This window comes from Brevundimonas sp. Soil_N_31 (genome assembly GCF_057655995.1).
The window spans coordinates 229987-241102 of sequence record NZ_JBDGLE010000001.1; the positions used below are offsets into that span (position 1 = coordinate 229987).

Annotated in this window: 12 protein-coding genes and 1 tRNA gene; 7 read left to right on the forward strand and 6 right to left on the reverse strand. The window is 65.0% G+C overall.

The annotated features are described in order from the left end of the window. The first annotated feature begins 17 nt into the window (after positions 1–17). The gene (locus tag AC3A3G_RS01160) at positions 18–650 is read left to right on the forward strand and encodes a S24 family peptidase (protein WP_487487338.1); all 633 of its coding nucleotides are present in this window, start codon (positions 18–20) and stop codon (positions 648–650) included. Positions 651–713: 63 nt separating this feature from the next. On the opposite strand, the gene AC3A3G_RS01165 is transcribed toward AC3A3G_RS01160, so the two are convergent. Together AC3A3G_RS01165 and AC3A3G_RS01170 are read right to left on the reverse strand one after the other, a co-directional pair. Continuing rightward, positions 714–1193, reverse strand: a complete 480-nt coding sequence (locus tag AC3A3G_RS01165) for an SH3 domain-containing protein (RefSeq protein ID WP_125899885.1) — start codon at positions 1191–1193, stop codon at positions 714–716. Between the two features lie 180 nt (positions 1194–1373). Continuing rightward, positions 1374–3041: a lysine--tRNA ligase gene (locus tag AC3A3G_RS01170; protein ID WP_200167539.1), complete on the reverse strand. Its 1668-nt coding sequence runs from the start codon at positions 3039–3041 to the stop codon at positions 1374–1376. 93 nt (positions 3042–3134) lie between these two features. On the opposite strand from AC3A3G_RS01170, the gene AC3A3G_RS01175 reads away from it, so the two are divergent. Continuing rightward, the gene (locus AC3A3G_RS01175) at positions 3135–3563 is read left to right on the forward strand and encodes a GNAT family N-acetyltransferase (RefSeq protein WP_368922449.1); all 429 of its coding nucleotides are present in this window, start codon (positions 3135–3137) and stop codon (positions 3561–3563) included. On the opposite strand, the gene AC3A3G_RS01180 is transcribed toward AC3A3G_RS01175, so the two are convergent. After that, entirely contained in the window at positions 3560–4018 is a 459-nt protein-coding gene (locus tag AC3A3G_RS01180) for a MaoC family dehydratase (RefSeq protein ID WP_368922446.1), read from the reverse strand. The genes AC3A3G_RS01175 and AC3A3G_RS01180 overlap by 4 nt on opposite strands. Before the next feature lie 113 nt (positions 4019–4131). Between AC3A3G_RS01180 and queA the strand changes: the two genes are divergently transcribed. Beyond that, positions 4132–5226, forward strand: a complete 1095-nt coding sequence (queA, locus tag AC3A3G_RS01185) for a tRNA preQ1(34) S-adenosylmethionine ribosyltransferase-isomerase QueA (RefSeq protein ID WP_200167650.1) — start codon at positions 4132–4134, stop codon at positions 5224–5226. Next, positions 5223–5699, forward strand: a complete 477-nt coding sequence (locus tag AC3A3G_RS01190; protein WP_200167536.1) for a hypothetical protein — start codon at positions 5223–5225, stop codon at positions 5697–5699. The genes queA and AC3A3G_RS01190 overlap by 4 nt, the downstream gene beginning before the upstream one ends. 7 nt (positions 5700–5706) lie before the next feature. On the opposite strand, the gene AC3A3G_RS01195 is transcribed toward AC3A3G_RS01190, so the two are convergent. After that, positions 5707–8313, reverse strand: coding sequence for a TonB-dependent receptor (locus AC3A3G_RS01195; protein WP_487487339.1), 2607 nt, complete (start codon positions 8311–8313; stop codon positions 5707–5709). Between the two features lie 195 nt (positions 8314–8508). Between AC3A3G_RS01195 and tgt the strand changes: the two genes are divergently transcribed. Continuing rightward, positions 8509–9621, forward strand: coding sequence for a tRNA guanosine(34) transglycosylase Tgt (gene tgt / locus AC3A3G_RS01200; protein WP_200167534.1), 1113 nt, complete (start codon positions 8509–8511; stop codon positions 9619–9621). Here tgt and AC3A3G_RS01205 read toward each other — a convergent pair. After that, positions 9618–10166, reverse strand: coding sequence for a hypothetical protein (locus AC3A3G_RS01205; RefSeq protein WP_487487340.1), 549 nt, complete (start codon positions 10164–10166; stop codon positions 9618–9620). The genes tgt and AC3A3G_RS01205 overlap by 4 nt on opposite strands. A gap of 83 nt (positions 10167–10249) precedes the next feature. Between AC3A3G_RS01205 and AC3A3G_RS01210 the strand changes: the two genes are divergently transcribed. Beyond that, positions 10250–10456: a hypothetical protein gene (locus AC3A3G_RS01210; RefSeq protein WP_487487341.1), complete on the forward strand. Its 207-nt coding sequence runs from the start codon at positions 10250–10252 to the stop codon at positions 10454–10456. A 29-nt stretch (positions 10457–10485) separates the two neighbouring features. On the opposite strand, the gene AC3A3G_RS01215 is transcribed toward AC3A3G_RS01210, so the two are convergent. Next, positions 10486–10562, reverse strand: a tRNA-Lys gene (locus AC3A3G_RS01215). A 244-nt stretch (positions 10563–10806) separates the two neighbouring features. Between AC3A3G_RS01215 and AC3A3G_RS01220 the strand changes: the two genes are divergently transcribed. Next, on the forward strand, positions 10807–11064 hold the full coding sequence (locus AC3A3G_RS01220; protein WP_487487342.1) for a hypothetical protein: 258 nt from the start codon (positions 10807–10809) through the stop codon (positions 11062–11064). The last annotated feature ends 52 nt before the right edge of the window (positions 11065–11116 follow it).

The following is an 11116-nucleotide window of genomic DNA, read 5'->3' on the forward strand; positions in this document are numbered from 1 at the left end:
GCATGGTATCATTCCCCATGCCTCTGTCTCATGCGCAGATATGGAACGCCATCGACGTCCTGGCTCGTCGCGAAGGCCTGTCCGCTTCCGGATTGGCGCGGCGCGCTGGGCTGGACGCCACAAGTTTCAATCCGTCAAAGCGGTTTAGCGGTGATCCGACGCGCCCGCGCTGGCCGTCCACCGAGAGTCTGATGCGAGTGCTTCAGGCCACAGGTCTCAGCCTGGGTGAATTCGCCGGCATGGCTGATGATCCAGGCCCCGCCGCCCTGCCGATCCCTATGCTCGGGCTGGCGCGAGCGGGGAATGAAGGTTTTTTCGACGACGCAGGCCTGCCGCTGGCTGATGGCTGGGAACAAACCGAGCTTCCGACACGCAAGGACAGCCTGTTCAGCTTGCGGATCGAAGGCGATTCCATGACCCCTCTCTATCGCCCTGGCGACCGCGTCATCGTCGATCTGGACGCTACCGAAGTCCGACGTGGCGACCGTGTGGCCTTGCGTACCGGAACAGGGGAAACTCTGGCCAAGGAAATCGCGACCATGAACGTCCGTGAAGTGGTCCTAGCCTCCATGAACCCCGACTACCCGCCGCGCCACCTTGCACGCGACCAGATTCTATGGATGGCCCGCATCCTCTGGGTCAGTCAGTGACACGAAAAAGGCCGCCCCTTTCGGGACGGCCTTCGCTTTGATCGGTGCGGGGGAGAAAGCCGATCAGTTCGGCGCGACGTAGTGTGCGTTCACCCAACCGCCGCCCGCGATCTGGACCCACTCGCCTTGCGAGCCGACGGCGGTGAAGGGCTGGCCTGCCGACAGGCTGCCGGTCTGGCGATAGTTGGCGCCCGGGCCCGTGCGGATACGCAGGTTCGAGGTTGCGCGGTACGAGTTAGCGGCTGCCTGATTGGCCGAACGCGCGCGCTGCTGATTACAGCCGATATATGAGCCAGCCGCAGCGCCGGCGCCGGCGCCGACCACCGCCCCCAGGGCGCGTTCATTCTTGGACACCTGGCTACCGGCCAGACCGCCCAGCACGGCGCCGATGGCGGCGCCGGCCTGCTGGCGACCGCCCGGGGCGTCGCAATTGGTGATGCCGTTAGCCTGGGGCATGGCGGCAGCGCTCATCGGCACGGCGGCGGAACCCAGAGCGGCGAACATGGCGGTGGCGGCCAGACCCGCCTTGAAGAACTTCGACATGCGTCTCTCCTGTCATCGAGTTGTCGATGGAGCGACAATGCACTGGCGAAGCTGAAGGCTCCCCCCGTCGCGCCGTTATGTTCTGTTCATGTTGAGTTGGCCTCCCGCGCTTCGCGCTGCTTGAGGTCTCGATAGAAAAAAGAGCCGCCGCAGTATCTACGGCGGCCCCGATGCTCAGTGCTAGGCCAGTTCGCCGTTCGCCCCGGCCTCGATCAGGGCGATTGTCTGCGGTAGGCCGTAGATGGCCGCAAACGATCCGAAGCGCGGCCCCTGCGAGGCGCCCAGCAGCACCTCATACAGCGCCTGGAACCAGGCTCGCAGCGGCTCGAACTCGTGCGCCTTGCCTACGGCATAGACCTCGCCCTGGATGATCTCGCCGTCGGTCGTGTCGGTCGGCAGGGCTTTCAGACGTTCCGCTAGGTCCAGTAGCGCCGCCTTTTCCTTGTCGTCGGGCAGACGATAGGTCTTCGAGGGCTTCACAAAGTCCTCGTAGTAGTTCAGCGCATAGCCCATCAGCCGATCCAGAACCGGCTCATTCTCGGGCGTGGCGTCGGGCAGGTATTTGGCGAAATAGGCCCACAGCTGGTCCTTGCTGGAGGCGTTGGCCACCCCCACCAAGTTCAGCAGCAGGGCGAAGGACACCGGCGAGACGCTCTGCGGCGGCTGACCCGAATGGATGTGCCAGACGGCGTTGTCGATCTGCTTGGCCGGTTCCTGCGTCTTGTACTGCTCGATGAAGGACAGATAGTCGTCCGTCGCGCGCGGAATGACGTTGAAGTGCAGGCTCTTGGCCGACTTCGGCGACTGGAACATGTACCAGCTCAGGCTCTCGGGCGTGCCGTAGCGCAGCCACTCCTCCATCGTCAGGCCGTTGCCCTTGGACTTGGATATCTTCTTGCCCTCGACGTCGAGGAAGAGCTCGTAATTGAAGCCTTCCGGCGGCGTGCCGCCCAGGGCGCGACAGATCTTGCCGCTCTCGCGCACGCTCTCGATCAAGTCCTTGCCCGACATCTCGTAATCGACGTCCAGCGCGGTCCAGCGCATGGCCCAGTCGGGCTTCCACTGAAGCTTCACATGGCCGCCAGTGACGGGCGCCTCAGTGCGGCCGCCCGCAGGATCGTCAAAGACAATGGTCCCACGCTCGACATTGCGCTCCAGCGTCGGCACCTGCAGCACATGGCCGGTGATCGGGCTGATCGGCAGGAAGGGCGAATAGGTGGCGCGACGCTCCTCGCCCAGGGTCGGCAACATGATGCCCATGACCTTGTCGAAGCGTTCCAGCAGGGTCAGCAGGGTCGCGTCGAACCGGCCCGACCGATAGGTCTCGGTCGAGGACATGAACTCGTAGTCGAAGCCGAAGCTGTCGAGGAAGGCGCGCAGGCGGGCGTTGTTGTGCGCGCCAAAGCTGTCATGCGTGCCGAACGGATCGCGCACCTTGGTCAGAGGCAGGTGCAGGTCTTCGCGCAGCATGTCGGGGTTCGGCACGCCCTCGGGCACCTTGCGCAGGCCGTCCATGTCATCCGAGAAGGCGATCAGGCGCGTGCGCCAGTGATCGCCGGTCAGGGCGCGAAACGCATTGCGCACCATAGTCGTGCGGGCGACTTCGCCAAAGGTGCCCATGTGCGGCAGGCCGGACGGGCCGTAACCCGTCTCCAGGATCACCGGCCGGTTCAGCGCCTCGAAGGTCGCCAGAGCCTCGTCCGTCTTGCCCGCGTCGATCAGCAGTTTCGCGGCGTCGCGCTCCGCATCCGACAGCCGTTTTTTGAGCACGTGGGCCAGCAGGTTGCGCGCTTGCTCAAACGGCCACGAACGGGCCTCACGGGACAGGGTTTCAAGGTTCTGAAGCATGCATCGGGCTTTGAAGGCTCCGCAGCATCACGTCAACTTTTGATCCCTTGAAACTCCCTGTCGCCCCGGCCTTACATCGGCTAGCAAGACGCAATGAGTCCTGATTACCGCATCGCCGCTCGCACGCCCGCCATCGACGATTATCGTCGCCTCAGGACCATTTCGGGCCTCACCCCGCGCAGCGCCGAAGCGGCAGCCGCCGGCCTGCCCAACACCGTCTTCGCCGTGGTGATCGAAAACCAGGCGGATGAGACCGTCGGCATGGGGCGGGTCATCGGCGACAACGGGCTGTTTTTCCAGATCGTCGACATCGCCGTCGATCCTGCCCACCAGGGCCGCGGCCTGGGGAAGGCGATCATGAAGGCTCTGGTGGATCACTTGCGCGCCACCGTGCCCGCCGAGGCCTACATCAGTCTAATCGCAGACGGCGAGGCGCATCGCCTCTATGCACAGTACGGTTTCCAACCCACAGCGCCGAACTCCATCGGCATGGCGTTGTTCTTGCGCCCAAACGAGGCCTAGAGCCGCGCCTCGGCGTTCCGGGGCAGTTGCATCTGGTTCTCGAAGCTCATCGCCAGATCACCGTCCTGATTGGTGACGGTCGTCTTGGTGCGCACGACGCCGCGATCGGGCTGGCTCTTGGACGGGCGGATTTCGATGATTTCACGGCGCACGGTCAGGGTGTCGCCGGGACGCACAGGCCGCACCCACCACAGGGCGTCGACGTTCATGCCCAGCAGCGGCGTCTGGCCGAAATAGGCTTCGTTCACGAACTGGCGCATGACGCGCGAACAGACATGCCATCCGCTGGCGATCAGGCCCCCAAAACGTCCTGCTTCGGCCGCCGCCTTGTCCACGTGCATGGGCTGGGGGTCGAACTCCGTCGCGAAGGCGATGATCTCGGCCTCGGTGATCGTGAAGGGCTCGCTGCCCCAGCTTTCGCCGACGGTCAGGTCGTCCAGATAGCGGTCGGTCATGCACTCAACTCCCATTGCTCAGTCTGACATAGCGGCTGGAGCGGTTTTCGCCAGTCGACTTTCGGCCGGGACTCGCTTGACCGCAAAGGCGGGGCGTGAGCATTGCCCGCCTCATGCGGACATCCGATTTCGACTTCGACCTGCCCGAGGCGTGCATCGCCCTGCGTCCTGCCGACCCGCGCGATTCCGCGCGGTTTCTGATCGTGAAGGGCGGAGATCTGCAAGATCGGATCATCCGTGACCTGCCGGACTTTCTGCAACCGGGCGACGCCCTGGTGTTCAACGACACCCGCGTGATCCCCGCCCGCCTATCGGGCGTCCGCCACCGCACCGGGCCGGAAGGCGAACTGCTGTCGGTCCCGGTCGAGGCCACCCTGCACCACCGCGACGCGCCCGATGTCTGGAGCGCCTTCATGAAGCCCGGCAAGCGGCTGAAGGTCGGCGACCGCGTTCGTTTCGGGCGCGAGGAAGACAGCGCCTGCTTCCTGGGCCAGGTCGATGCCGAGATCACCGCCAAGGGCGAGGACGGCCTCGTCACCCTGCGCTTCGATCTGGCGGGCCCTGTGCTGGACGACGCCATCCGCGAGGTCGGGGTCATGCCCCTGCCCCCCTATATCGCGGCCAAGCGGGCCGAGGACGATCAGGATCTGAAGGACTATCAGACCGTCTTCGCCGAGCATGACGGCTCGGTCGCGGCGCCGACGGCGGGCCTGCACTTCACGCCTGCCCTGCTGGACGCCATCCAGGCGCGCGGCGTGACGACCCACGCCGTGACCCTGCACGTCGGGGCGGGCACCTTCCTGCCGGTCAAGGCGGACGACACGGCCGATCACAAGATGCATTCCGAGTGGGGCGAGGTCTCGGCCGAAACCGCCGCCGCCCTGAACGCCGTGCGCGCGGCGGGCGGGCGCATCGTCTGCGTCGGCACCACCTCGCTTCGTCTACTGGAGAGCGCCACCCGCGAGGACGGCGTGGTCCAGCCCTTCCACGGCGACACAGCCATCTTCATCACGCCGGGCTATCGCTTCCGCGCCTGCGACGTGCTGATGACCAACTTCCACCTGCCGAAATCGACTCTGTTCATGCTGGTCAGCGCCTTCGCCGGGCTGGAGACGATGCGCGCCGCCTACGCCCACGCCATCGACAGCGGCTACCGCTTCTATTCTTATGGCGACGGAAGCCTGCTGTTCCGGGAAGACGCCCAATGAGCCACATCGACGACCTGCCCGAAAATCTGGCCGCGACCTTCGACATCCTGGCTTCAGCGGCCAGTGAGCTTCAGGATCCCTGGTGGGTGTTCGGGGGCGCGGGCATGGCGCTGTCGGGCCTGTCGGAATGGCACGTGCCCGATGTCGACGTGATGACCAGTCCTCGCGACGCCCGGCGCCTGATCGAGGCTCTGCACGGCGAAGCCATCGAAGACCCCGGCGAAGGCCTGTTCCGGTCGCAGGTGTTCGGCGAAATCCTGACCACGCCGGTTCCAATTGAGGTCATGGCGATGATGGACGTGCGCGCGGGCGCCGACTGGACGCCGGTCATCTTCACCACGCGCCAGGCGATCGAACTGGACGGGGGCACGCTCTATGTTCCTACCGTCGCCGAACAGATCGAGAAGTGCCGCCTGTTCGGTCGTCCCAAGGATCTGCAGCGTGCGGAGCGCCTCGAGACGCTCCTGCGCTGAGCCTGGTTCAGTACCGGAAGCGCAGACCCACTGTGTAGAGGCTCTCTTCATAGCGCACGTCGCGCGGATAGACGCCCTCGCCATAGTCGTAGAACGACCGGAACGGCTGACCCAGGATATTGGTCGCGTCGAAGCTGACGGTGATGCGCTCGGTCGGTGACCAGCCCGCCGAGAAGTCCAGCCGCGCCACATCATCGACGTGCTCGCCGATGACGCCGTTGCCGAACTTGGTCCGCAGATTATAGGCCAGCCGCGCCGTCCACGGCCCGTTCTCATACATGCCGGTCAGGTTGTAGGAATATTTCGACACATAGGGCAGCGCCCCGTCGATGTAGGTGGCGTTGGCCTGCACCCCGAACGAGCGCGCCCATTGCGGCACGAAATCGTAATCGAAGAAGGTCGTGAACGACGCCTCGACGCCCTGCAGCACGGCGTCGTTCAGATTGACCGGCCGCGTAACGCGCAGGACGCCATAAACGGGATCGTCCACATCCATCGTCTGATCGGCGATGAAGCCTGAGATCTCGCGCCGGAACAAAGCCAGGGTCGCCGCGCCGGTATCGGCGAAATAGCGCTCCAGCGTCAGGTCGTAGTTGGTCGACTGGATCGGCTGCAGATCGGGATTGCCCCCCGAGGCCGTGCGTCGTCCGGAGGTATCGGCCGAAGGGCTGACGAACAGGCTGGGGTTCAGCTGACCGAAGGCCGGGCGCGTCCGCGTCTGGTTCGCCGCCATGCGCAGGATCAAGCCGTCGTCCAGCATGAAGCGCACGCCCAGGCTGGGCAGCAGGTCGGTGTAGCGTCCGCCCTGATCGACCGGCGTGAACACCTCTTCCTCGCCCTCAATCGAACGGCTGGTTCCGCGCACGCTGAAATCGGTGGCGACGATCCGCAGGCCAAGTTCGCCTTCGATCGGAATGCGGGTGTTGATGGCGAAGTCCGCCTGACCATAGGCGGTGTAGGCCATCTCCGACGCCTGATAGGTTTGAACCGGGTTGATGGGCGGGCGGCCCAACTCGAACCCGGCCAGGGCGCGCAGGGCATCCATGTTGGAGCGCAGGCTGCCGTAGGTCGGCGACACCCAGGCGCGCATGGCCTGAACGTCGCTGCCATTGAACCCTGACGGGATCAGGGCCAGTTCGACCGGAAGGGCGGTCAACGGCAGGCCCAGGTCTTCCTGGTTCTGATACCGCTCGCCATTCTGATAGGAGCCGTTACGGTCGACGTAGCGCACGCCGAACTTCAACTGCGGGATCAGGCTGTTGCCCGTGTCATAGGTCAGGTCGATCTTCGCCTGCCAGTCATCGCCCGCGCCGATGAAGTGGCGGTCGAACAGGCCGCGATAGACGTAGTTGTCCGGGTCCGTGACGTCGAAATCGCGGAACTCGAAGGCCGCCCCGCCGTCCTCGCGCGGCATATCGAAGTCGATCAGCGTCACCGGCGCATAGGTGAAGGCCGTGTCGAAGCTGTAGTTCGAAAACTCATAGGTGCTGTCGGTGCGCGCCAGGTCGAAGGCGATCTGAAGCGGCCCGGCGTTGTAGCTGCCGCCCACGGCCGCCTGCCAGGTGTTCGTCTTGCCGGTCGAGGCGCCCTGCCACTGCTCCGGACGACGACCCGCGACCTGAGTCAGGCTCTGAATCTCATTGCGGCCGTTGCGCAGCTCCACGTCCTCGAACCGGGTGGTCTCGTGGTTCAGCGGCACGATGAACTGACGGTCCGAAATCTTGTTACGATAGCCCTGATAGAGGGCGTCGATATAGAAGTCCCACTGGTCGTTCGGCCGCCACTGCAACGCCAGGTTGGCCGACGGCCGCCAGCGCTCGCCCGTCCCGTAGAAGATGCCCACGGCATCGGGATAGCGCGCGCCCTGGATCGCAGGATCAGCCGACTGCCCGTCCACCGCGACGATACCGCCGCTGTCCCAACGCACGGAGTCGAGGTAGCGGAGACTGGTGTAGGACAGGTTCAGCAAGGCCCCGATCTCGCCCGCGCCCGTGTTCCAGCGATTGCTGATCAGGATGTCGCCGTTCGGGTCATAACTTTCCGACTGGGTCGCATATGACCCTTTCACCGAGGTCGACAGTTCGAATCCGTCGAAGTCGAACGGCCGCCGAGACCGCACATTGATCAGGCCGGCGATGCCGGACTCAAGTCGCCAGGCGGAACTGGACTTATAGACCTCCAGCGCAGCGATGGCCGCCGCCGGGAAGTCCTGCATGGCGACCGAACGCCCCTGATCCGTGAAGATGTCGCGGCCGTTGTAGGTGGTGGCCACATCGGGCAGGCCTCGCACGATCACGCGCGACGCCTCCCCGCCTCCCCGCTCGACCTGGATGCCCGTGACCCGCGCCAGGGATTCCGAGGCGTTCACGTCCGGCAGCTTGCCGATGTCCTCGGCGACGATGGCGTCCATCACCTCGTCGGCGTTGCGTTTCAGCGCCTGGGCCGAGCGCAGACTGCCGCGCAGGCCCGTCACCACCACGTCCTGCACCTGGACCGGGCCGTCGGAGGCGGCCGACGGCGGCGTGACTTCAATGAAATCCTGAGACCAGGCAGGATGGGCGACGGCGAGCGCAAGCAGAGAGACGGAACCCAGGGTTCCCGAACGGAGCAGCATTAATCAGGCGACTTTCACGGTTTTGTGCGCTGCCCTAACAGCCGCGTGATCGTTCGGTTGCCAAATAACCGTCGCTATTCGAACAAAGGCGTCGACGCCGGATTGCCGCCACAGAACCGCCTCGCCTGAACGCCTCCAAGGACTGGCGGCCTTCCCCCGTTCGGCCTAAGACGCGCCTCCCTGCAAGGAACGCCCATGCCTTTTCCGTTTGAGATCTCCGCTGTCGAAGGCCGCGCCCGCACCGGCGTGCTGAAAACCACGCGCGGCGACATTCGCACCCCCGCCTTCATGCCCGTCGGCACCGCCGCCACGGTCAAGGCGATGACGGTGGATCAGGTCAAACAGACCGGCGCGGACATCATTCTAGGCAACACCTATCACCTGATGCTGCGGCCCGGTCCCGAGCGGATGGAGCGCCTGGGCGGCCTCCATAACTTCATGCGCTGGGACAAGCCGATCCTGACCGACTCCGGCGGCTTCCAGGTCATGAGCCTGTCGGGCATCTCCAAGTTGACCGAGGAGGCCGTGACCTTCTCCAGCCATATCGACGGGTCGAAACACGTCCTGACGCCGGAACGCTCGATCCAGATTCAGGCCGACCGCCTGGGCTCCGACATCGTCATGCAGTTGGACGAATGCGTCGCCTGGCCCGCCGAGGAAAAGCGCGCGCGCGAAGGCATGGAGCTGTCCGCGCGCTGGGCCCAGCGCTCTAAGAACGCCTTTGGGACGCGCGACCGCCAGGCCCTGTTCGGCATTCAGCAGGGCTCGACCTATGAAAACCTGCGCCGTGAATCCTCCGAACGCCTGCAGGAGATCGGCTTCGACGGCTACGCCATTGGCGGCCTGGCCGTCGGCGAAGGCCACGAAGCCATGTGCGAGGTTCTGGACTATGCGCCAGAGTTCCTGCCCAAGGACCGCCCCCGCTATCTGATGGGCGTCGGCAAGCCGATTGATCTGGTCGAGGCGGTCTATCGCGGCGTCGACATGTTCGACTGTGTCCTACCGACCCGCGCCGGGCGTCACGGACAGGCCTGGACCTGGGACGGCCCGCTGAACCTCAAGAACGCCCGCTTCGCCGAGGATCAGGATCCGCTGGACGTCGAAGTCCCCTGCCCGGCCTCACAAGTCTATTCAAAGGCTTACCTGCATCACCTGATCCGCGCCGATGAGATTCTCGGCAAGATCCTGCTGAGCTGGCACAACATCGCCTTCTTCCAGGCGCTGACGGCCGCCATGCGCGCCGCCATCGCCGAGGGTCGGTTCGAACAGTTCCGCCGCGACTTCCGTGCGCGGCATCTGAAGACCTAGCCGCGACGCGGAACGAACCCGGCCGGCGCCGCCGGCGGGGCGCAGTTGCGCTGCATTCCTACGCCCTTCAGGAAGGAGCGGCGACGCAGGCCCGCTTGAATGGCCGACTGGACGTGCTTGCTGTGAGCGTCGGAGCCGGTCAGGCGGCGCACCCAGCTGCGGGCCGGAATGAAGTCCGTCACCGTGCCGCGCACGGCGTCCAGCGTCGCCCCGGCGGCGGCGTCAGCGGCGCGCTCGCTCATGAAGGTTCCGTCGTCGGTGGGCGCGGCGTCCGTGTCCGGCCCCAGAGCCTCATCCAGGCGCGCGATCTCGGCGGCGATGACAGTGCATCGGGTCATGTTGCGCACGTCATAGGGATTGGATTCCGCCTGCAGCAGAACGGTCGGTATTTCCTGACGCTTGAGGTTCAGATCCTCTAGCGGCGCAGCCACGGCGTCGCCCAGGCCCGTCCCCACCTGGTCCACGCCGTCTCGGGCGGAGGCGCCGGCGTTGCAGCCGGCAAGCAACAGGGACACAGCGATGGCGGTCAATGAAATCTGGCGCATGAGCGCGTTTAATCACGCCCTGCGCGTTAAAGCCAAGCCTGCCTCTCTCGACACCCAGCCCAAAGCCCGCCTAGGCTGATGTCATGCGCCTGCTGAACGTCCCGCTTTATAATCTGACATGGCTGGATTTCGTGATGGCCGCAGTCGTACTGGCGGCGGCGCTCGCACTCGCCTGGCGGCTCCACGGCCCCTTGCGACGGCGCGGCGTCGGAACCTCACATGTCAGCTGGCTGGACGAACGCCTGACGGAACTCGAGCGCGCGGTCCGCAACAAGGACCAGAAGTCCTAGGCGCTGATCGTCTTGGAATTTCAGGGGAGTGGTACGCCCCCTCGGGCTCGAACCGAGGACCCTCTGATTAAAAGTCAGATGCTCTAACCAACTGAGCTAGGGGCGCACATCGCGTTTGCGAAGAGCGCGGAACATACGGATGAGCTTCGCGGCGGGCAAGTGGAAATTTCAGGAAATTTTTCACCGCACAAACAAGGCTCTGACGACGGCCCCCGCCACGAAATCAAGGCGATTCGAGCGCGCGATTCATCCCAGGTTCACATGAATCCTATAAAGGCGCGCCCAGAGGAACCGGCTTCGCCTCTCCACGTTTCCAGCCCCTAGAAGGGGGATCAAAAATGAATCGATCCATGTTGAATCGTCTGATGATCGGCGCGGCGCTGGCCGCCACCGGATTCCTGGCCGCCTGTGAACAACCCTACAGCGAACCGACGCCCGTCGAAGCGCCGGCGCCCGTTGAGGCCCCCGCCGCCGAAGACGCCGCCGCGCCCGCCGTTGCTGAGACCGCCGTCGCTCCCGAAGCGGCCACGCCGGTAGAGGCGCTGCCGCCGGACCAGCGTTCCTCCGAAGAGACAGTGCAACCCGAAAGCGATACGCTGTTTTACTGATTCTCCTGACGAACGGAGCTAATCGCTCATGATCGTCTCGCAACCAGGGTTC

Excerpts from the sequence above, each read along its gene's own strand:
- AC3A3G_RS01170 (WP_200167539.1), bottom strand. The coding sequence starts at position 3,041 with ATGCTTCAGAACCTTGAAACCCTGTCCCGTGAGGCCCGTTCGTGGCCG.
- AC3A3G_RS01205 (WP_487487340.1), bottom strand. The coding sequence starts at position 10,166 with ATGCGCCAGATTTCATTGACCGCCATCGCTGTGTCCCTGTTGCTTGCC.
- tgt (WP_200167534.1), top strand. The coding sequence starts at position 8,509 with ATGCCTTTTCCGTTTGAGATCTCCGCTGTCGAAGGCCGCGCCCGCACC.
- AC3A3G_RS01175 (WP_368922449.1), top strand. The coding sequence starts at position 3,135 with ATGAGTCCTGATTACCGCATCGCCGCTCGCACGCCCGCCATCGACGAT.
- AC3A3G_RS01190 (WP_200167536.1), top strand. The coding sequence starts at position 5,223 with ATGAGCCACATCGACGACCTGCCCGAAAATCTGGCCGCGACCTTCGAC.
- AC3A3G_RS01220 (WP_487487342.1), top strand. The coding sequence starts at position 10,807 with ATGTTGAATCGTCTGATGATCGGCGCGGCGCTGGCCGCCACCGGATTC.
- queA (WP_200167650.1), top strand. The coding sequence starts at position 4,132 with ATGCGGACATCCGATTTCGACTTCGACCTGCCCGAGGCGTGCATCGCC.
- AC3A3G_RS01210 (WP_487487341.1), top strand. The coding sequence starts at position 10,250 with ATGCGCCTGCTGAACGTCCCGCTTTATAATCTGACATGGCTGGATTTC.
- AC3A3G_RS01180 (WP_368922446.1), bottom strand. The coding sequence starts at position 4,018 with ATGACCGACCGCTATCTGGACGACCTGACCGTCGGCGAAAGCTGGGGC.
- AC3A3G_RS01195 (WP_487487339.1), bottom strand. The coding sequence starts at position 8,313 with ATGCTGCTCCGTTCGGGAACCCTGGGTTCCGTCTCTCTGCTTGCGCTC.
- AC3A3G_RS01165 (WP_125899885.1), bottom strand. The coding sequence starts at position 1,193 with ATGTCGAAGTTCTTCAAGGCGGGTCTGGCCGCCACCGCCATGTTCGCC.
- AC3A3G_RS01160 (WP_487487338.1), top strand. The coding sequence starts at position 18 with ATGCCTCTGTCTCATGCGCAGATATGGAACGCCATCGACGTCCTGGCT.